The organism is Halomonas urmiana (genome assembly GCF_005780185.1).
GTDB lineage: Bacteria > Pseudomonadota > Gammaproteobacteria > Pseudomonadales > Halomonadaceae > Halomonas > Halomonas urmiana.
This window is the reverse complement of the sequence record NZ_VBUI01000004.1, coordinates 82,545-103,002: the sequence shown is the minus strand read 5'-3', so window position 1 is coordinate 103,002 and position 20,458 is coordinate 82,545. Positions and strand designations below refer to the sequence as shown.

Genomic DNA, 20,458 nt, shown 5'->3' with positions numbered 1-20,458 from the left:
CGGAGTCGACAGTCAGGGTATCAGGCTTCCTGGGCGACCGGAATCACATTGGATGCCGCGTTCTGATACTCCTCGATCTCGTGGAAGTTCATGTAGCGATAGATCTCGCCGGCCATGGCATCGAACTCGCTCATGTAGCGGCGATACTCGTCGACGCTGGGCAGGCGACCCTCGACCGCGGCCACGGCCGCGAGCTCGGCGGACGCCAGGTAGACGTTGGCGCCGTCGCCCAGGCGGTTGGGGAAGTTGCGGGTCGAGGTGGAGACCACGGTGCTCTTGGCGGCCACGCGGGCCTGGTTACCCATGCACAGCGAGCAGCCCGGCATCTCCATGCGCGCACCGGCGCGACCGTAGATGCCGTAGTAGCCTTCCTCGGTCAGCTGATGCTGGTCCATCTTGGTCGGCGGCGCCAGCCACAGCTTGGTCTTAAGGCTCCCGGCGGGCTGTTTCTCGAGCAGCTTGCCGGCGGCACGGAAGTGGCCGATGTTGGTCATGCACGAGCCGATGAAGACCTCGTCGATCTTCTCGCCGGCGACCTCGGAGAGCAGGCGGGCATCGTCCGGATCGTTGGGGGCGCACAGCACCGGCTCCTTGAGCTGCTCCAGGTCGATCTCGATGACCTCGGCGTACTCGGCGTCCTTGTCGGCGCGCATCATGCTCGGGTTGGCCAGCCACTCCTCCATGCCCTGGATGCGACGCTCGATGGTGCGGCGGTCGCCGTAGCCGTTGGCGATCATCCACTTGAGCAGAGTGATGTTGGACTTTAGGTACTCGGCGACGGAGTCATCGCCCAGGGTGATGGTGCAGCCCGCGGCGGAGCGCTCGGCGGAAGCGTCGGAGAGCTCGAAGGCCTGCTCGACGGTGAGGTCCTCGAGGCCTTCGATCTCCAGCACGCGGCCGGAGAAGGCGTTCTTCTTGCCCGACTTCTCGACGGTCAGCAGGCCCTGCTGGATGGCGTAGTAGGGGATAGCGTGGACCAGGTCGCGCAGGGTGACGCCGGGCTGGCGCTCGCCCTTGAAGCGCACCAGCACCGACTCCGGCATGTCCAGCGGCATCACGCCGGTGGCGGCGGCGAAGGCGACCAGGCCAGAGCCTGCCGGGAAGGAGATGCCCAGCGGGAAGCGGGTGTGGGAGTCGCCGCCGGTGCCGACGGTGTCGGGCAGCAGCATGCGGTTGAGCCAGCTGTGGATGATGCCGTCGCCCGGGCGCAGCGAGACGCCGCCGCGGTTCATGATGAAGTCGGGCAGGGTGTGGTGGGTGTCCACGTCGACCGGCTTCGGGTAGGCCGCGGTGTGGCAGAACGACTGCATCACCAGGTCGGCCTGGAAGCCCAGGCAGGCCAGGTCCTTGAGCTCGTCGCGGGTCATCGGGCCGGTGGTGTCCTGGGAACCGACGGTGGTCATCTTCGGCTCGCAGTACATGCCGGGACGCACGCCGTCCATGCCGCAGGCCTTGCCGACCATCTTCTGTGCCAGGGTGAAGCCCTTGCCGGTATCGGCCGGCTGCTCGGGCAGACGGAAGACGTCGGAGGGCGCCAGGCCCAGGGACTCGCGCGCCTTGGTGGTCAGGCCGCGGCCGATGATCAGCGGGATGCGCCCGCCAGCACGCACCTCGTCGAGAATCAGCTGGGTCTTGAGCTCGAAGGTGGTGAGCACCTCGTCGGTGCCGTGCTTGCACACCTTGCCTGCGTACGGGTAGACATCGATCACGTCGCCCATCTCGAGCTTCTCGACGTCCATCTCGACGGGCAGGGCGCCGGAATCTTCCATGGTGTTGAAGAAGATCGGGGCGATCTTGCCGCCGAAGCAGAAGCCACCGGCGCGCTTGTTCGGCACGTTGGAGATGTCGTCACCGAAGAACCACAGCACGGAGTTGGTCGCGGATTTGCGCGAGGAGCCGGTGCCGACCACGTCGCCCACGTAGGCGACCGGGAAGCCCTTGGCCGAGACTTCCTCGATCTGCTTGAGCGGGCCGGTGGTGCCGGGCACCACCGGCTCGATGCCGTCGCGCTCGTTCTTGAGCATGGCGTTGGCATGCAGCGGGATGTCCGGGCGTGACCAGGCATCCGGGGCCGGGGAGAGGTCGTCGGTGTTGGTCTCGCCCGGCACCTTGAAGACGCTGAGGGTGATCTTCTCGTCCAGCGCCGGCTTGGAGAGGAACCACTCGGCCTCGGCCCAGGACTGGATGACGTCCTTGGCCACGGCGTTGCCCGCGCGGGCGCGCTCTTCTACGTCGTGGAAGGCATCGAACATCAGCAGGGTGTGCTTGAGCTGCTCGCCGACTTCCTTGGCCAGGTCGGCATCGTCCAGCAGCTCGACCAGCGAGACGATGTTGTAGCCACCCTGCATGGTGCCCAGCAGCTTGACCGCATGGACGCGGTCGATCAGCGGCGACTCGTCCTCGCCCTTGGCGATGGCGGTGAGGAAGCCGGCCTTGACGTAGGCAGCCTCATCGACGCCGGGCGGAACGCGATTGGTGAGCAGGTCGAGGATGAACTCCTCCTCGCCGGCCGGCGGATTCTTCAGCAGCTCGACCAGTGCGGCGACTTGCTCGGCGTTCAGCGGCTTCGGCGGCACGCCGTCGGCGGCGCGCTCCTCGACATGTTGGCGATAGGCTTCAAGCACGTTGGGACCCTCATCGGTGGTGGTGGCCAAGGCCGGCGATGCTCGTCGAGACCTCGACGAATGGCACGCTTCGGCATGCAAGCGGGTCCGGCAGACCCGCCCGATCGGCCAGGGTGTCAGCGGTGCCGCGATTCTAGAGGAAACTGTCGACAATGTTAAGTTGAGCCCGTGGCGGAGGCCTTGAACTTTGGTCGGCGGTGGAAGACGGGGACAACTTCGGGATGCCAGAGCGCTGTCCTGCACGGTACCATGAACGTTTGCCAATACACCTGAACATCAACGGGAGGTCACATGGGAGAGCGCATCGTCTCGCCCTGCGTCGGTGTCTGTTCGACCACCCTGGGAGACCGGGTGTGTCGCGGTTGTCAGCGCACCGACAGCGAAATCCGCGACTGGCCGGCCTACAGCGGCGGCGAGCGCCGCGCCCGCCTGGCCGACATCGACCGGTTGCGTGCCGAGGTCGCCGCGCGCCACCTGGTCGTCGAGGACGCCGCGCTCCTCGAGACCCAGCTGCAGCGCTACCGCATCCGCTTCCGAGAGGATCAGCCGGCTCTCTCCCGGGCCGTGGAGCTGTTGCGAGTGGGCCGTGGCCGCATCCGGGAGCTCGCGCGTTACGGCCTGGTGGGCCTCGACCACCAGGACGCCGCCTCGCTGCACGCCGCGATCGCTCGTGACCTGCTCGTCGGCGCGGACCGGCGCCTGGCGACCTCCTTCGACTCCATCGACCTGCCGACACCATGATGCCCTCGACCGATACTCTCGAACTGCCCGCCTGCCAGGACCTGCTGCCCGCCGAGCTGCTCGCCTTCCTGCCCTGCGCCACCCCGGATGCCTGGGTGGCGTGGGCGCTGGACAACCCCGAACTGCTGCTGATCGATCACGCCCAGTGCGAGAAGAAGGCGGCCTCCACGGCCATGAGCCTGCTCTATCGCTACGTGGACCAGCCGCTGCTGCTGACCAAGATGAGCCAGCTCGCTCGGGAGGAGTTGCTGCACTTCGAGCAGGTCGTCAAGCTGATGGAGGCGCGCGACATCGTCTATCGCCACATCAGCGCGTCGCGTTATGCCGAGGGGCTGCGCCGGCACGTGCGCGGCGAGGAGCCCGAGCGGTTGATCGATATCCTGATTATCGGGGCGCTGATCGAGGCGCGCAGCTGCGAGCGCTTCGCGCGGCTGATTCCGCATCTGGATGATGAACTTGCCAAGTTCTATCGCAGTCTGGTTAAGTCGGAAGGCCGCCATTTCGAGGACTATCTGATGCTGGCGCGCCGCCTGGCCCCGGCGCCCATCGACGCGCGCATTGCCTTCTTTTCCGATCGCGAGGCCGAACTGGTCACCATGCCGGACACGGTCTTTCGTTTTCACAGCGGTGTGCCGGCCTGAGGCCATCACTTCCGCCACGCAGGAATGCTCACCATGCGGGATGCAGCCGACGACGTATACGAGAACGACCGGGATCACCTGGCACTCTTCGGCCACTTTTCACTGAACCTGGGCGACGACGTCCTGACCCAGTTCAGCTACGACAAGGTCAAGGCCCTGCTGGTCTATCTGCTGCTGCATGACCAGCCCGTCAACCGGGCCACCCTGGCCGAGCTGCTGTGGCCCGACCAGGGGCTGTCGTCGGGGCGCACCAACCTGCGTCACGCCTTGCACTGCCTGCGCCAGTCGCTGGGTGACGAGGCCGAACGGGTGCTGGCGGTCTCTCGCCAGACCATCGCCTTCCGGCTACCGGAGGCGTGGCGCTTCGACATGCACCGCCTGCAGACCCTGCTCGACGGCCCCGGCGACGTGGCCGCCCTCGAGGCGGCGCTCGCCTGCTACCGGGGCGATCTCGTCGAGGAACTGCAGCTCGGGAGCTGCGCCGAGTATCAGCGCTGGCTGGTGCAGGTGCGCAACGAATGGCGCCAGCGCGTGATCCGCTTCGCCGAGGGCGTGCTGGAGCGCGAGGAGCCGGTGCCCGCCGAGGTGCTGGAGGCGCTGGTCAGCCGCTTCTCGGGCTATGGCCCCTTCCACGAACGCCTGGTGCGCCAGCTCGCCGAGCAGGGGCAGCTGGCCGCCGCCCATGAACAGTACAACGCCTACCTGCAGCTGCTGGCCCTTTCGGGTCAGCAGCCCGACCCCGCCTTCCTACAGCTCGCCCGCTACTGGTCCGATGCACCGGCCGAGGGTTCCCCGCTGGGCCCCAGCGGGGCCTTCTCGCGGACCCTGGCCACGGACAGTGCGCCGCTGCGCGAGGACGAGATCGAGCAGCGCCAGCTCTCGGTGATGGCCATTCGCCTGCGCCTCAAGGCCGATCTCTCGGATCGTGCCGATGCCCGTGCCTGCCTGGCGCTGCAGGTCGAATTGATGCGCTGGCTCGAGCAGCAGTGTCACCACCTAGGTGGCTTCTGGCTGCCCGGGGCGACCGGTGGCCTGGGGCTGGCCTGCTTCGGCACCCACGGCCCGGCCCATCAGTTGGCCGAGCTGGTCGCGCTCTATGAACACTGCCGCCGCGTGCTGCCCGAGGAGTCGCTGCGCCACTGGAGCGGCGAGGGCGAGCCGCCCAGCATCGAGCTGGCCGCGGGCCTCGACAGCGGGCGCGTGGTGTACCTGCCCGAGCGCCATCTGGTCGATCCGCTGGGGCAGGTGACCCAGGGCTCCCTGGACCTGATGAGCGCCGCCGGCGGCAGCGAGCTGGTGATCTCCCAGGACGCCAGCCAGCACATGCCGCCGGCCCTAGACCTGCAGCCGCGTCTCTCCACGCGCCTGGTGGCCAGCGACGGACGCGTGCGCCTGCGGGCGCTGGTCCTCGGGGCGAATGAAGGCGGGCGCGAGGCGCTGCCGCCGAGCCTGGTGGGCCGCGAGACTTCGCTGCGCACGCTGCGTGACGCCCTGGCCCGCGCCGGCATCGGTCTGCGTCAGAGCGTGCTGGTGCGCGGCCCCTCGGGGCTCGGCAAGTCGGCGCTGCTGGTGGGCTTTCGCCAGCTCGAGCAGAGCCGCGAGGCGGCGATCTGCTGGCAGCCGACCACCCGACTCTCCGTGCAGGAGCCCTACGGCGTGGCACGCCAGCTGCTGCGTTGGCACCTGGGCGGGCGCATCGACGAAGCCGCGGTGTCTCGTCTGCTGGCCGACGAGGAGGCGCTGGCGCCCGACACCGACCCGCGGCTGCTGCTCGAGGAGGCGCTCGGCGTGCGCGAGCCCCGCGAGATGGCCGTGCTGGCCCAGAGCGGCGAGGCCGTGGAGCTGGTGGTGGGGCTGATGCACCGCCTGATCGGCGAGCTGACCCGCCAGCGCACCCTGGTGCTGATGATCGACGACCTGCAGTGGCTCGACGAGCCCTCCTTCAAGGTGCTGGCCGGCCTCCAGGCGCGGCTGCCGATCAACTGTCCCTTCCTGCTGGTGGCCAGCCACCATGGCCGCGAGGCGCTGCCGGCACGGCTGCACTGGGATCAGCAGATCTCGCTGGGGCGGCTCGATCCTACCCAGTCCTCCCGGCTGCTCTCGCAGCTCGCGCGTCGCTACCGGATCCACCTCAGCCCGCGGCTGCGCGGCCAGATCATCGAGCGCTGCGACGGGGTGCCGCTCTACCTGCAGGAGATCTGCCGGCGCGTGGACATGGATCGCCGCGAGGGGCGCAGCGTCCAGTTCGACGAACTGCCCCACGGCCTGCTGGGGCTCCTGGCCAGCCGCATTGACCAGCTCGACGGCGACCGCGAGGTGGCCCACGTGGCGGCGGTGCTGGGGCGCCGCTTCCGCCTCGACTTCCTCGCCGAGTGCAGCGGCTGGGAGATGAGTCGCCTCTCCGCGGCCCTGGAGCACATGCGCCGCCTGGAGATCATCGAGCCGGCCGACGGTGAGTCGGCCGAGCGCGAGTACCAGTTCACCCATCAGCTGCTCCAGGAGGCCGCCTACCTGGCCTGTCCACGCGACGTGCGGGTGAGCATCCACCGCCAGGTGGTCAGCCTGATCGAAGAGCACTTCCCAATGTGGATCAGTCGCCATCCCGGCGACTTCGCCACCCACCTGCGGCGCAGCGGCCACTATGCCCGTGGCGCCCGTTACTTCGAGCTGGCCGCCCGGGAGGCCCTCAAGGTCAGCGCCAACCGCACGGCGCTGAAGATGGCCGATTTCGGCCTGGCCAGCCTGCGCCACGTCGAGGATCAGGCGGAGCGCGAGATCAGCCTGCTCACCGTGCGTGGCCAGGCGGCCTTCGCCCTGGAGGGGCATGGCTCGCCCACCGCCCACGAGAGCTTCGTGCGCGCCCGGGAGCTGCTGGCCCAGCAACCGGGCGGCCCGGAGGAGGGCGGCGACCTGGAGCAGGCCTTCCTGGTCAAGTGGGGGCTGTGGGTGGGCTGCAGCCAGCGCCATGCCCATGCCGATGCCTTCTCGCTGGCCTCACGGCTGGCCGGCCTCGCCGATCGCCTGGAGGATCCCCGCTACCGGCGCCTGGCCGACTTCGCCCGGGCCAGCTGCGAATACTGGGCGGGACGCATCTCACAGGCCTACGACCACCTCGAGGAGATCGACCCGCTCAACGCCTCGATGATGATCGAGTGGCTGCCGTTCTCCGATCATCCCCAGGTGGCCGCGGCCTGCTTTCAGGGCTGGGCGCTCTGCCTGCGCGGCGACTACCAGCGGGCGGAGCGTCAGGTGGAGTCGGCCATTCGCCTGGCCGAGCGCATCAATCACCCGGGCAGCCTCGCCATGGCGCTGATGTATGCCGCGGCGCTCTACCGCCAGCTGGGCCACGTGCATCTGGCCACCGCCCGCGCCGAGCGCGCCTTCGAGCTGACCGGTACGCCGGACCTGCACCTCTGGCAGGTGGCCTCGCGCTGCGTGCTGGGCTGGCAGCGGGCGCTGGCGGGCGACCGAGATGGCCTGGCCCAGATCGAGTCGGCCCTGGAGGAGCTGGCCGAGGTCACCGGGCGCGATCCCTATCAGCGCCCGGCCCTCTGGTACGTGGATGCCTGCGTGGCCCTGGGCGAGCTCTCCCGCGCCGAGGGCTACCTCGATCAGTGCCTGATGATCGCTCGCGAGCGCACCACGCTGTTCGTCTCCGAGCTGGCGCTCAACCTGGCGCGGATCCGCCACCGCCTGGGGCACTCCCGAGAGGAGGTCAGGAGCCTGGCCGAGCAGGCCCTGGTGCATGCCCGGGAGGACGGCAACCTGCATCAGCAGCTCTCATCGCTGGAGCTCTGGCTGACACTGATCGACCCGTGCGACGAGGCGGCTCAGGCGGAGTTCCGCCGCCTGCTGGGCGTGGTGAGCCACGGCGATGCCCCGGTGCTGATGCGTTGGCGAAGCCTGCTCGACCGTCGCCTGTCCCACGTCGAGGATCTCTCCTCCTGACGCCAGGTCGCGACGCTCGCCGACGATGCCTGCCAAACGATGCTCTCTAACGACAGCGGCGCCCCGAGGGGCGCCGCTGTCGTTGCTGGGGTCATGTCTCTTTCCTGGCGCGCCGAGAACGAGGGGGGTGTCGACGCTTAGGTGGCGAGCTCCAGGGCCTCTATGTGCGCGAGCGCCTCGTCGCGATCGTCGCCACACAGCTCAGGGTCGTGATCGAAGCGCTCGCACACCGCCGGGCGGCGCGGATCACCGAAGAGGCGGCAGAGGTTGGCGTCGTCGAGCTGGACGCAGCGCACGCCGGCCGGCTTGCCCCCGGGCATGCCGGGGAGCGGTGAGCTGATCGAGGGGGCGATGCAGCAGGCGCCGCAGCCGGGACGACACCCGCCCGGCGACGTGGACGTGCTCACGGGCGTGCCTCGGCAATGGCTCCCTTGTCGATCCCCTCGAAGGCCTGGACCCGGGTGGTTCGGCCGCTCTCCCGGGCGATGGCATCGGCCAGCCAGGCGGCGATCTGCTCCACGGTGGTGGGGGTGGGCAACACGGCGCAGCGGTGGCGCGGCAGGCGCAGGAAGAACTGCCCCTGCTCGGCGCGATAGCGGCTGGTCAGCCGGTCATCCTGGCCGGGCTCGTCATCCTCGACGATATCCGCCTCGTCCACCAGGTAGCGCTCACTGAGCCACTCGGCCCAGCGCGCCTCTAGCGCCGGCTGGCGCTGCCCCTCCTGCCAGATATGCAGCCGCGAGCGATGGCCGTGGGCGATGCGCTGACAGTTGCCGGCGTGGCGCTTCAGGCCGTGGCTGTAGCCGTAGGCGGCCCCGTCGATCGCCTCCTCGCGCAGGGTCAGGCGGATGTCGTCGACCCGCAGCGGCGGCCGGCGCATCAGCTCGCCAGCCAGGTGGCGGGCGAGGCGCTCGGGGGTGATCTCGGACCAGGGCAGCAGGCTCAGCGCCTGGCGCGGGGCGCGCATCTCCAGCGGATAGGGGGTGTCGCTGCGCAGGCAGAGGCCCTCCCGGCAGTCATGCAGCGTCACGCCCGGCGCCTCGGTGGGCACCAGCAGGGTGTGATCGACGCCGGCGTCGATCACACCCTTGATCCAGGGCTTCACCTCGCCGAAGTCGAAGAGCATGCCGTCCTCGCCGAGTTCGCCGTCGAGCTCGACGTCGACCTGCCAGCTCGCACCGACCAGGCCGCGCCGCGGGCACCACAGCGACGCATCGAGCTGGGTAAGACGGTTGACGAAGAGGGTCATCAGTCGACTCCTACGATCTTGTGGGTCTGCAGCGACAGCCGCCACTGGGGGTGGGCCAGGCAGTAGGCCACCGTCTCGGCCATGCTGTCGCCCTCGAGGCCGCCGGGGGCGGTGTCCATGGGCTGAAGGAAGAAGTGGGCGAAATCCAGCCGCGCGAAGCGCTCCGGCGTGATCCCGGCCTGGGGGTGGACCAGCTTGAGCTCGTTGCCGCCGGTGACGACCAGCGGGTTGTCGCCCTTGGGGCTCACGCAGAGCCAGTCGATGCCGTCGGGGATCGGCAGGGTGCCGTTGGTCTCCACCGCGACCTCGAAGCCCCGCTCGTGCATGGCGGCCACCAGGGCCTCATTCAGCTGCAGCAGCGGCTCGCCGCCGGTAAACACCACGTAGGGCGTGGCCACGCCGCCGTGATCGGGCCATAGCGCGGTCAGGTGATCGGCCAGGGCGGCGGCATTCGCGAAGCGACCGCCGTGCTGGCCATCGGTGCCGATGAAGTCGGTATCGCAGAAGCGGCAGGCCGCGGTGGCACGATCCTTTTCACGCCCCGACCACAGGTTGCAGCCGCTGAAGCGACAGAAGACGCTGGCGCGCCCCGCCTGGCCTCCCTCGCCCTGCAGCGAGTAGAAGGCTTCCTTGACGCTGTACATCAGGACTCTCCCGCGTCGTGGTCAGGACGCTGAGCCTCGACGGCGGCATCGGGCCGCGGTGACTCCGCGGCGGTTTCGGGCCGCGGTGAGTCGGCGGCGTCATCGGGCCGCTGTAGATAGCCCAAAGGATCGACGGCGTCGTTGGCGGCGAAGGCCGCCAGGCGCTCACGGCAGCTGCCGCAGCGGCCGCAGGCGAGTGCCTCGCCGCGATAGCAGGTCCAGGTCTCGGCGTAGTCGAGGCCCATGGCCAGGCCCTCGGCGAGGATCTCGGCCTTGCTCGCGCGCAGATAGGGCGCGTGGATCGTCACGGGTTCGAAGTTGGCGATGCCGGCCACGTCGTTCATCGCCTCGACGAAGGCGGGGCGGCAGTCCGGATAAAGCACATGGTCGCCGCCGTGGGCGCCGTAGTCGACCCGGTCGGCGCCGATGTTGACGGCCTTGGCGATGGCCAGCGAGAGCAGCACCATGTTGCGGTTGGGCACCACGGTGGCGGCCAGGTTGTCCTCGGCGTAGTCGCCCTCGGGCATCGCGCGGCTTGCGTCGGTGAGTGCCGAGTTGTCGATCAGGCCATGGATGGCGGTGATGTCGACCACCTGGTGGGGCACGCCGAGCTCGCGGCAGACGCGCCCGGCCACCTCGAGCTCGCGGCGATGGCGCTGACCGTAGTCGAAGGAGAGGGCGTGGACGTCGAGCCCCTCGCGCAGGGCACGGTGCAGCACGGTGAAGGAATCCATGCCGCCGGAGTAGATCACCACGGTGGCGGGATCGGGGGAGTGGGTCATGTCGGAAACTCTGGTCGGAGAATTTGTCGCCCCCGCCGCGTATCCAGCGACGCGTCGGGAGAGGGCGCCGGGATCCGGTCCGGCGCGCGATAGTGTACGCAAGGCCGCCGTATCTGGCCAGAATCGACGCCAATTGCTAGACTTTCGCGCCTTCCACCCCCTTTGCACCCGCGCGGCCCCGGCCGTCGACGGTGCCATCGTCCTGACAACGGTGAATTCCATGAAAGCCCCTGAACTGCTGTCGCCTGCCGGCACCTTCAAGAACATGCGCTACGCCTTCGCCTACGGGGCGGATGCGGTCTATGCCGGCCAGCCTCGCTACTCGCTGCGCGTGCGCAACAACGACTTCAAGATCGACAACCTGCACAAGGGCATCGCCTACGCCCACGAGCGGGGCAAGCAGTTCTACGTGGCCTCCAACATCGCGCCGCACAACAGCAAGCTCAAGACCTACCTGCGCGACATGGAGCCGGTGATCGAGGCCGGGCCGGATGCGCTGATCATGTCCGACCCCGGACTGATCATGATGATCCGCGAGCGCTGGCCCGAGCAGGTGATCCACCTTTCCGTGCAGTCCAACGTGGTCAACTACGCGGCCGCGCGGTTCTGGCAGCAGCAGGGCATCGGCCGCATCATCCTCTCCCGGGAGTTGTCGCTGGAGGAGATCGCCCAGATCCGCGCCGAGTGCCCGGATCTGGAGATCGAGACCTTCGTCCACGGCGCGCTGTGCATCGCCTACTCCGGGCGCTGCCTGCTCTCGGGCTACTTCAATCACCGCGACCCCAACCAGGGCACCTGCACCAACGCCTGCCGCTGGAAGTACAACACCGTGGCGGCGTCCGAGGACGAGACCGGTGGCCTGGTACCGGCCAACTCGGCCCGCGCCCACGCCGCCAGCGGCATCTGGACGCCGGAGCAGGGCGGTGGGCTGATCGCCTCGGGCGGCGGCAGCGCCGAGGCGAGCACCGCGACCGCCGGCGGCACCGAGGGGCAGGACGAGCTCTCGGCGCTGATCGAGGATCGCAGCCGGCCGGGTGAGCTGATGCCGGTGTACGAGGACGAGCACGGCACCTACATCATGAACTCCAAGGACCTGCGCGCGGTGCAGCACGTGCCGCGCCTGGCCGAGATGGGCGTCACCTCGCTGAAGATCGAGGGGCGTACCAAGTCGCCCTACTACGTGGCGCGCACCGCCCAGGTCTATCGCCGCGCCATCGACGACGCCGTGGCCGGCCGTCCCTTCGACATGCGCCTGATGGACGAGCTCGACAACCTCGCTAACCGTGGCTATACGGAGGGCTTCTATCGCCGCCACGTCCACGACCAGTACCAGAACTATGAGCAGGGCAACTCGGTGGGCGTGCACCAGCAGTTCGTCGGCGAGGTCACCGCCTACGATCCGGATCGCGGCGTGCTGGAGATCGACGTCAAGAACCGCTTCGAGGTCGGCGACTCCATGGAGCTGATGCTGCCCGGCGGCAACCGCCGCTTCGTGCTCGAGCACATCGAGAACCGTCGCGGGGAGTCAGTGGGCGCGGCCCCGGGCTCCGGCCACGTGGTACGCATCCCCGTGCCGGGTGAGGCGATCTCGCCCGAGCGCATCGAGTTCGCGCTGCTGATGCGCGACCTCTGAATCCACGCGCGGCTGGACATCACCGGCCGTCGGCGACAAGGTAGGGGACGATTGGCGATCGAGCCGTTGGCAGTCACACAGGGAGCGTCATGGCGACCATCGAACACAGTGCGATTCTCAAGGCATCCCCGGAGCGGGTCTTCGCCCTGCTCGAGCGGGTCGAGGACTTCGCCGACTACTCCGACCTGATCCAGGCGATCGAGCCGCTGGGCAAGGATCGCTACCGCTGGCACGTGCACGCGGTGGGGATGGACTGGACCTTCGATGTCGCCATCACCGAGGCGCGTGCGCCGGAGGTGCTAGCCTGGGAGTCCCTGGACGGCGTCCACAACCAGGGCTGCTATCGTCTGACCCCGGTCGAGGACGGGACCGAGGTGGCCCTGACCCTGACCTACACGATTCGCAATCGCCTGCTGGAGAAGGCCGTCAACCGGGCGGCGAGGCCCCTGGTGGGCAAGGTCAGCCGACAGATCCTGGAGCGCGTCGAGGCGCGGCTCTAGCGCTGCATCGGCAGGTGCTGGTCCCACGCGCCATGGATGGCCGAACAACGACGCCGCCTGTCATCGTGACGGGCGGCGTCGTCGTGTGGGGCCTGGCCTTCGGCGGTGATCTCGGCTCGTGAGCCTCAGCCCTTGCGCAGCGAGGCGTCGAGGTGATCGACGACCTCGGCCCAGTCGGCGTCTGCCTGAAGGGCCTCGCGCAGGAACTCCGCCTGGCCCTCGTTCCAGCAGGGCGCGTCCGGCAGCGCAATCTCCTCGGGAATCGGCGCGTGGCGATCGATGAAGCGCTTGATCGCCGCGTGATCCGAGGCGAGGCCGAGCTGCTCGAAGAGTTCGGTGAAGGGATGGTCGGGGTGTTCCATGGACTGACTCCTGCTGACCGGTGAGGGTTCTTCCACCTTAGCGATTTACGCGCCGGCGTGCATGGCCCGCGTCAACGCTCGCCGACCAGCGGCGTGAGGAAGCGCCGCCGTCGTTCGCTCTCCTCGAGGGGCTGGGCCAGCAGGTGGACCAGCTTGGCGAAGGTGGCCTCGGGGGTCATGTCTTCGGCCGAGAGCACGCCGGCATCACTGAGCCCCTGGCCGGCGGCGTAGCCGCCAAAGGCCACCGGCCCAAAGGGACACTGGCTGAGGGCGGCCAGCAGCTTGCCTTCGCCGCTCGCCCGGGCCAGCGCCCCGATCAGCGCCGGGTCGTCCGGCAGGTTGCCGCCGCCCCACACCTCCAGGACCGCGCCCTTGACCCGCTCGTCGTCGAGCCAGGCCTCGACCTGCCAGGCCTGAAGGCCGGGCCACAGCGCCAGGCGAACCACGCCACCCGCCGCCAGCGGCGCATAGTCGATCAACTCAAAGCGCGGCGCGCCGCGCTGGTGATCCGCCAGGCCGCGGCCGGGGTAGAGCACCACCTCCTCGTCGACCCGCTCGCCGAGCGGCGTCAGGTTGGGGCTCGCGAAGGCCATGGCGTCCCGGGTCTGCCACTTGCGGGTGCGACAGCCGCGCAGCAGCTTGCCGGCGAAGCAGATTGCCACCTCCTTGAGGCGCGCCGTCACGGCGAAGCGCAGGGCATCCTCGACGTTGGCGATGGCATCGCTGGCCTCGGCCTCCAGGGGGTGCATGGCGCCGGTGAGGATCACCGGGCGATCGATCCCCTGCAGCTGGAAGGCCAGGCTCGAGGCCGTCCAGGCCAGGGTATCGGTGCCGTGGAGGATGACGATGCCGGCATGGCGGCGGTGGCAGCCGGCGACCCGCGCGGCCAGCGCCTGCCAGTGCTCGGGTGTGGCGCTGCTGGAGTCGATGGGGCGGTCGGTCTCGAGTACCTCGAAGGCGGGCAGGCTGGCCTGGCGGGCCGGGGGCAGGGTGGTCAGTGCCCGCCGCAGGCGGGCCTCGATGTCATGGCCCGGCGCCAGTCCCCGAGGGCCTGGCAGCATGCCGAGGGTGCCACCGGTGTAGATCACCAGTACGGGGGCGTCGAGGTCGGGTCCGGCGGTCATGGGGGCTCCTGGCGGGTCGGGCGGTCGGGGCCCCATGATACGGCCGGCGTGGCGCCAGGCAAGCCTCGGCGTCACGCGTCCTCGCGGATCGGCGCGCCGTCGACGAGCGCCTCGCTCGGATGGGTCACGATACGCTCCCCGGCGTCGAGCCCATCGAGGACCTGGCTTGCAAGCCCGCTCTGGCGGCCGATCTCCAGGTGGCGAAGCCGGGCGCGGCCCTCCTCGATGATGAAGACCGCCCAGCGGCCATCGTCGCGGAACAGCGCGCTGGTGGGCACCTGCAGCACGTCGTTGTCCTGCCAAATCAGGAAGTCCACCTCGACCCGGAAGCCGCTGCCGAGCCCTAGGGCGGCGGGATCGGTATCCGGGGCGAAATCCACGATCACTGGCACCCGCTGCTCGTCGACGCCCAGTGCCGAGGTGCGGGTGAAGCCGGCGGGCTCGATGCGTCGCACCGTGCCATCGAGTGTCGGGCCGCCCCAGCCGGTGATGCGCACCGCCATGCCCGGGCGCAGGCGCACCGCATCCATGGAGAGCAGGTCGACGAGGATCTCCATGTCCGCCAGGCGGCCGATCTCGAGGATAGGTTGGCCGGCGTCCACCGTCCCCTCGCAGCAGCGGAAGCGCTCGAGCACCACGCCCGCCACCGGGGCGGCCACCTCGAGCATCGGCTGATCGCTGCCGCTGCGCTGGCCGCTGGTCACCGCCAGCACCGCCCGGGCGCTCTCCACCTCGAAGCGCGCCGCTTCCACGCTCGAGGCGGCGGCGCGTTCCAGGGCGCGCTGGCGATCGCGCAGGCTCTCGCGATGCTCCAGATCGGCGGTCGAGACCAGGTTGCGCTCGTGAAGTCGACGGTAGCGCCGGTACTCGGCCTCGGCGAAGCGCCGCTCGGCCCGGGCCGTTTCCAGGTTGGCCTCGGCCGCGTGGAGCCGGGCCCGGGCGGCCTGCAGGGCGTCCTCGGCCTGCTCGCGGCTGCGGGCGTCCAGGGCGGGCGCCGGGCTCGGCTCGAGACGAAACAGCACCTGGCCCTGGTCGACCCGGTCGCCCACCTCCAGCATCACGCGACGCAGGTAGCCGGTGATCGGCGCCGTGACGTGCCAGGTGTCGCGAAGGCGGGTGCGCCCCTCCTCGTTGACCGCGTCCACGAAGGGCGCTCGCGCCACCGTGGCGGTGGTTACGCTCACCGGGGTCGGGCGCAGGGCCCAGACCAGCAGACCCAGCGCGGCGAGGGTGGCCAGGGCCCAGAGTAGGCGGCGTGGGGTGAAGAGCTTGAAGAGCGAGGCGCGAGACATGACGGACTCCAGGGCAAACGATGATGTCGCGCGGACTCATTCCGGCGCCTTGAGCACGGCGACCTGGTCCAGGCGCCAGAGACGGCGGAGCATCAGCAGCCCCACCAGCGCAGAGGCCGAGATCACGCCGAGGGCCGAGAGGCCGAAGATGCGCGGCGTGAAGATCAGCGGAATACGAAACAGCTCGCTGCTGAAGGCCTCGCTGAGCAAGGCGCAGAAACCCGCGCCGACGGCCCAGCCGGGCAGGATGGCCAGCCCCCCCAGCAGAATGATCTCACCGAGCAGGATGCGCGAGACCTCGGCTCGGGTGTAGCCCAGCACCAGCAGGGTGGCCAGCTCCCGGGCGCGCTCGGCGAAGCTGATCCGGGCGTTGTTATAGATCACCCCGAAGGCGATCGAGCCGGCCAGGGTCACGAACACCAGGGCGAAGACCTGCAGGGTCTCATCCAGATAGCGGCGCACGTCGCGCTCGGCCTCGTCCATCAACCCGATGCCCGCCACCGCCGGCAGTTCGTCCAGGGCCGCGATCAGTTCATCACGGTGGGCGGCATCGATCAGCAGCCAGGCCCCGCCGATGGCGGGGCCCTCGCGCATCAGACGATTGAGCCGTTCACGACGCAGGTAGGCGCCGACCCCGACCGGTTCGTCGACCAGGGCGGCCACGGGCAGCGATGCTCGGCGGCGATGGCCCTCCATGATTGCGACCTCCAGGGCTTCGCCGACCTCGACCCCCAGCCACTCGCCGAGGTAGCGGGTCAGCACCAGGCCCTCGGGGGGCAGCGGTTGAGCGGTGCCTGCCGCGTCGACGATCTGTCGCAGGCGCGGTGTGGCCTCGAGGCCCAGCAGGGCGGTGCGATAGCGGCGGTGGCCGTGGATCAGAGTGGCGGGAACGCGGCGCCAGGGCTCCACGACCAGCACGCCGGGCAGGTGGCGAAGCTCGCCCAGGGCCCGTTGTGGGGTGGGGTCGTTGAAGGTCAGCTCGATGTCCATGCGCAGGATCTCCCGGTACTGGCGGTCGAGCATCCGGTCCAGCGCGGCGAGCTGCCAGGCGCCCATCATCAGCAGGCCCGCCGAGAGGGCGATGCCGGTCACCGACAGGGCCGTCTTGGCTGGCTGCCGGGCCAGGTGGCGCAGCACGATGCGCCCCTCACTGCCAAGCGCATGGCGCAGCGGCGAGCGCTCGAGCCAGGTGCGCCGGAAGCGCTGGGGCGCCGGCGGACGCATCGCCTCGGCGGGCGGCGCGCCGATCGCCTGCCAGACTGCCCGCCCGGTGCCGGCCAGCGCCGACAGGCCGGCCAGCAGCAGCGAGAGGCCGAGCGCCCAGGGCGGGATCGGGAAGCGCATCTCGGGGAAGCGGAAATACTCGGCATACAGGCCGGCCATCCAGCGCGCACTCCAGGCGCCGAGTCCCACCCCCAGCGCCCAGCCCAGCAGTACGATTAGCAGGGCGAGCCCGGCATAGTGACGGGCCAGCTCGCCGTCGCGATAGCCGAAGGCCTTGAGCAGCGCGATCTGCTGGCGCTGGGTGCCGATCAGGCGGGTCATCACCACGTGGAGCAGGAAGGTCGAGACCAGCAGGAAGACGCTGGGCAGGATCGTGGCCTGGGCACGCTGCTGATCGAGCTCCTCCTCGAGGAAGCGATGCGACGGCTGGTCGTGTCGAGTACGGGCGCCGGTCCCGCCGTAGCGGGCGAGGGCCAGGTCCAGGGCGTCGATGACGCCCTCCCGGTCGACCCCCGCCTGCAGGGTCAGCGAGAGCTGGTTGAAGGCCCCCTCCATGCCGTAAGCGTCTGCCAGCGCCGTCTCGTTCATCCAGAGGATGGCGTAGCGCCGGTAGTCGGGGACCAGGTCGGTGGGGCCGGCCTGGTAGAGGAACTCGGGGCTCAGGGCGATGCCGCTCAGCGTCAGGCGGGTGCGGCGGCCATCGATGATCGCCTCGACGTGGTCGCCTGGGACGAGCCCGTGGGCCGCGGCGAAGGCGTCGCTTGCCACCACCTGATGCTCGCGCCCGGCCGTGGGCAGCTGGCCGGCCAGCAGGTGCAGGCGGTTGAGAGTCGGTTGGCGGCCGTCGGGAATCGACACCAGCTGGCCGCGCACCGGGTCGGTGAAGTCGGGCACCGTCAGGCGCACCGGGGCGCCCACCCGGGCCTCGATGAGGTTGACGCCGGGCAGGCGCTGCAGGCGCTCGACGAGGCTCTGCGGGGCGCGGGTGACGTCGGCGAATACCTCGGCGAAGTGGTGACTGGCATAGAAGCGGGCCTGGGCCCGGGTCAGGGCGTCGAGCATCGTCACCGCGAGGATCAGCGTCATCACCCCGCCGCCGATCACCACGGCGATGGCCAGCGCCTGCCCCTTCAGCCGTCCGAGGTCGCGCAGCTGCTTGCGCCGCAGGGCCCTCATGGGCTCACCACTGAAGCTGCGCGGCGTGGCGACGCCGGGTCGGCACCGTGATGCCCTCCACGCGGCCGTCGCGCAGGTGCACCACCCGGTCGGCCATCTCGCCTATCACCGCGTTGTGGGTGATGATCGCCATGGTGGTGTCGGACTCGCGATTGAGGGTCTCGATCACCTCGAGCACCCGGATGCCGGTGTGCGAGTCCAGCGCGCCGGTCGGCTCGTCGCAGAGCAGCAGTGAGGGGCGCTTGGCGATCGCTCGGGCGATGGCCACCCGCTGCTGTTCGCCGCCGGAGAGCTGGGACGGGAAGTGGTCGAGGCGGTCCTCGAGGCCGACCCGGGAGAGGGCCGATTCGGGCGTCAGCGGGTCACGGCTGATGTCGGTGACCATCGCGACGTTCTCGCGGGCGGTGAGGCTGGCGATCAGGTTGTAGAACTGGAACACGAAGCCCACGTGGTGGCGCCGGTAGGCCGTCAACCGGCGCTGGGAGGCGTGGGTCAGGTCGTCGTCGCCGTAGTGGACGGTGCCGGACGAGGCGCGATCCAGGCCGCCGAGGATATTGAGCAGGGTCGACTTGCCGGAACCCGAGGCGCCGAGCATCACGATGAGTTCGCCACGATGCAGGTCGAGGTCGACGCCGCGCAGCGCCTGGATGGTGACCTCGCCCATGCGGTAGTGTCGGGTCAGCCCCCGGGTCGTCAACACCACGTCCCTGTCGTTCGCCATCCGCGCGCTCCTCCCGTCTCTCGGCTGGAGTCTAGCGGGTGCGCAGCCGTCCCGCGTCGTCGACCTCCAGGCGGCGGTTGCGCCCGGCGAACAGGGCGAAGCCCATGCTGACGGTGACGATGCCCAGCAGCACGCGGGTCAGGGCGGTCAGCCCCACATCGAACTGCAACATCACGCCGATCGCCAGCGGACCCAGGGCGGCCAGGGTGTAACCGCCGCCCTGGACCAGCCCGGAGAGCTTGCCGGCCAGGCGCGAGGTGGCGGTACGCAGCACGATCAGCGTGAGCGCGAGGCTGAAGCCGCCGCCCTGGCCGAGGCCGAGCAGCACGGCGCCGGGCCAGCGCCACACGGCAGGCGCCTGGAGCAGCAGCCAGAAGCCGCCGGCGACCATGGCCAGCACGATCAGCAAGGCAGGGCGCTGGTCGCGTCCCAGGCGAGCCAGCCAGGGCGCCGACAGGGCCGAGAGCAGCTGCACCATCACCGAGGCGCCCATCATCCAGCCGGCCTCGCCCTCGCTGTAGCCGCGGGCCATCAGCAGGGTGGGCAGCCAGCCGAAGACGATATAGGCGAGCGACGACTGGCTGCCCATGAACAGCATCACCTGCCAGGCGAGTGGCTGGCCGAGCAGCTCGCGAAGGGAGCCACCGGTGTCGGGGGCGGCCGTGGCGGCGTCATGGCGTGGCATCAAGAGCCGCCAGGCCACCAGGGCGGCCACCGCCAGCAGTGCCCAGCTGGCGAGCCCCGTCGACCAGCTCCCCAGTCGATCGGCCAGCGGCACGCTGAGCCCCGCCCCCAGGGCGCCGCCCAGACACAGTGCCATGGTATAGACGCCGGTCATCAGGTCGGCCCCGGCCGGTAGCTCGCGCTTGACCAGCGCCGGCAGCAGGGTGCCGGCCACGCCGATGGCGGCGCCCACCAGCAGGGTGCCGCCGAACAACGCGAGCACGGCCGGCACGCCGCGCAGCGAGAGGCCGCCGGCCAGCAGCAGCAGCGCGGCGGCCAGGGTGTTCTCGGGACCGAAGCGCTTGGCGAGCCAGGGGGCCAGCGGGGCGAATATCCCCAGGCAGAGCACCGGCAGGGTGGTTAGGGCCCCGATTGCCAGCGCCGAGAGCCCGGTGTCCTGCTGGATGCGCGTGAGCACCGGGGCCAGCGTGGAGAGGGCCGGGCGCAGGTTGAGCCCGACCAGCACCATCAGGCCGACGAACAGCGCCAGCCGGCGGGTATCGGGCTCCTGGGAAGCGAGCCGCGAGGCGCCGGGGCCCCGCGGTCTAATGGTGCCTCCCGCGTCGCTCCGCCGCTCGGGGAGAGTCGTGCGTGTCGAATGGATCGAGCGTCTCGAGCTCGTCGTCGGCCCGGAAGCTGACCGTGCCGGGGGGCGTAGGCGTGTCGCGGTCGATGCGCGAGCGGATGCCCGAGACATCCTCGCTGCTCACCAGGCCCGAGCCACCGACGTGTCGGATCGGCTCCGCGATCAGCGGCCCATCAAAGCCCCAGCAGCGCTGGGGCACCTGACTGACGCGCCACCGGCGATCCTGCCAGTAGGCCTGGCCGTCGTCGGTGAGCGTCAGCTCGTCCAGGGGGGGCAGGGCCGCGAACAGCCGCGCGTTGAAGACCAGGCCGCCACCCGCCATGCACACCGGGCCCCGGTATTCTCCGCGTGCCAGCTCGGCGAGCACCCGCGTGCGCCTGGCATCGTGATCCAGCTCGGCCTGGCCGCAGAGGTGCAGCACATCCTGGTCGATCTGCTTGATCACCCAGACCTTGACGGGCGTCTTGCCGAGCAGCTTCTTGATCATG

The 20,458-nt window shown here is 70.0% G+C and carries 17 protein-coding genes; 5 read left to right on the top strand and 12 right to left on the bottom strand.

The window, feature by feature from the left end; all coding sequences use genetic code 11:
* Positions 1-20 precede the first annotated feature (20 nt).
* A complete protein-coding gene (gene acnB, locus FEI13_RS03730) occupies positions 21-2,624 on the bottom strand; it encodes a bifunctional aconitate hydratase 2/2-methylisocitrate dehydratase (RefSeq protein ID WP_138179755.1) in 2,604 nt (867 codons plus the stop codon).
* 291 nt (positions 2,625-2,915) lie between these two features.
* Here acnB and FEI13_RS03725 point away from each other — a divergent pair, with 291 nt between their 5' ends.
* From FEI13_RS03725 to FEI13_RS03715, 3 genes are read left to right on the top strand one after another with little or no spacing between them, the layout of a single operon-like run.
* Positions 2,916-3,365 (top strand): DUF1289 domain-containing protein, encoded by a 450-nt coding sequence (locus FEI13_RS03725; RefSeq protein ID WP_138179669.1) that lies wholly within the window; start codon positions 2,916-2,918, stop codon positions 3,363-3,365.
* Complete coding sequence (locus FEI13_RS03720) at positions 3,362-4,006, top strand: MiaE family protein (protein ID WP_240036411.1); 645 nt, start codon at positions 3,362-3,364, stop codon at positions 4,004-4,006. Before FEI13_RS03725 ends, FEI13_RS03720 begins: the two co-directional genes overlap by 4 nt.
* Before the next feature lie 33 nt (positions 4,007-4,039).
* Positions 4,040-7,954, top strand: coding sequence for an ATP-binding protein (locus tag FEI13_RS03715; protein WP_138179667.1), 3,915 nt, complete (start codon positions 4,040-4,042; stop codon positions 7,952-7,954).
* 137 nt (positions 7,955-8,091) lie between these two features.
* Here the strand turns inward: FEI13_RS03715 and FEI13_RS03710 are convergent, their stop codons facing one another.
* From FEI13_RS03710 to queC, 4 genes are read right to left on the bottom strand one after another with little or no spacing between them, the layout of a single operon-like run.
* On the bottom strand, positions 8,092-8,361 hold the full coding sequence (locus FEI13_RS03710) for a YkgJ family cysteine cluster protein (RefSeq protein ID WP_138179665.1): 270 nt from the start codon (positions 8,359-8,361) through the stop codon (positions 8,092-8,094).
* The gene (locus FEI13_RS03705; protein ID WP_138179663.1) at positions 8,358-9,203 is read right to left on the bottom strand and encodes a 6-pyruvoyl trahydropterin synthase family protein; all 846 of its coding nucleotides are present in this window, start codon (positions 9,201-9,203) and stop codon (positions 8,358-8,360) included. The genes FEI13_RS03710 and FEI13_RS03705 overlap by 4 nt, the downstream gene beginning before the upstream one ends.
* Positions 9,203-9,847, bottom strand: coding sequence for a 7-carboxy-7-deazaguanine synthase (gene queE, locus FEI13_RS03700; RefSeq protein WP_138179661.1), 645 nt, complete (start codon positions 9,845-9,847; stop codon positions 9,203-9,205). Before queE ends, FEI13_RS03705 begins: the two co-directional genes overlap by 1 nt.
* Positions 9,847-10,629, bottom strand: coding sequence for a 7-cyano-7-deazaguanine synthase QueC (gene queC, locus FEI13_RS03695; RefSeq protein WP_138179659.1), 783 nt, complete (start codon positions 10,627-10,629; stop codon positions 9,847-9,849). Before queC ends, queE begins: the two co-directional genes overlap by 1 nt.
* Before the next feature lie 220 nt (positions 10,630-10,849).
* Between queC and trhP the strand changes: the two genes are divergently transcribed.
* Together trhP and FEI13_RS03685 are read left to right on the top strand one after the other, a co-directional pair.
* A complete protein-coding gene (gene trhP / locus FEI13_RS03690; RefSeq protein WP_138179657.1) occupies positions 10,850-12,262 on the top strand; it encodes a prephenate-dependent tRNA uridine(34) hydroxylase TrhP in 1,413 nt (470 codons plus the stop codon).
* 89 nt (positions 12,263-12,351) lie between these two features.
* The gene (locus FEI13_RS03685; protein ID WP_138179655.1) at positions 12,352-12,762 is read left to right on the top strand and encodes an SRPBCC family protein; all 411 of its coding nucleotides are present in this window, start codon (positions 12,352-12,354) and stop codon (positions 12,760-12,762) included.
* A 125-nt stretch (positions 12,763-12,887) separates the two neighbouring features.
* On the opposite strand, the gene FEI13_RS03680 is transcribed toward FEI13_RS03685, so the two are convergent.
* The 7 genes from FEI13_RS03680 to FEI13_RS03650 all read right to left on the bottom strand — a co-directional run bounded on the left by FEI13_RS03680 (position 12,888) and on the right by FEI13_RS03650 (position 20,457).
* Positions 12,888-13,124, bottom strand: coding sequence for a DUF2789 domain-containing protein (locus FEI13_RS03680; RefSeq protein ID WP_138179653.1), 237 nt, complete (start codon positions 13,122-13,124; stop codon positions 12,888-12,890).
* Between the two features lie 71 nt (positions 13,125-13,195).
* Complete coding sequence (locus FEI13_RS03675; protein WP_138179651.1) at positions 13,196-14,248, bottom strand: asparaginase; 1,053 nt, start codon at positions 14,246-14,248, stop codon at positions 13,196-13,198.
* Positions 14,249-14,319: 71 nt separating this feature from the next.
* Positions 14,320-15,540: an efflux RND transporter periplasmic adaptor subunit gene (locus FEI13_RS03670; RefSeq protein WP_138179649.1), complete on the bottom strand. Its 1,221-nt coding sequence runs from the start codon at positions 15,538-15,540 to the stop codon at positions 14,320-14,322.
* A 36-nt stretch (positions 15,541-15,576) separates the two neighbouring features.
* Positions 15,577-17,940, bottom strand: a complete 2,364-nt coding sequence (locus FEI13_RS03665) for an ABC transporter permease (protein WP_138179647.1) — start codon at positions 17,938-17,940, stop codon at positions 15,577-15,579.
* Between the two features lie 4 nt (positions 17,941-17,944).
* The gene (locus FEI13_RS03660) at positions 17,945-18,661 is read right to left on the bottom strand and encodes an ABC transporter ATP-binding protein (RefSeq protein ID WP_138179645.1); all 717 of its coding nucleotides are present in this window, start codon (positions 18,659-18,661) and stop codon (positions 17,945-17,947) included.
* A gap of 31 nt (positions 18,662-18,692) precedes the next feature.
* Complete coding sequence (locus tag FEI13_RS03655) at positions 18,693-19,853, bottom strand: MFS transporter (RefSeq protein WP_138179643.1); 1,161 nt, start codon at positions 19,851-19,853, stop codon at positions 18,693-18,695.
* Between the two features lie 76 nt (positions 19,854-19,929).
* A complete protein-coding gene (locus tag FEI13_RS03650) occupies positions 19,930-20,457 on the bottom strand; it encodes a hypothetical protein (protein ID WP_138179641.1) in 528 nt (175 codons plus the stop codon).
* Position 20,458 lies beyond the last annotated feature (1 nt).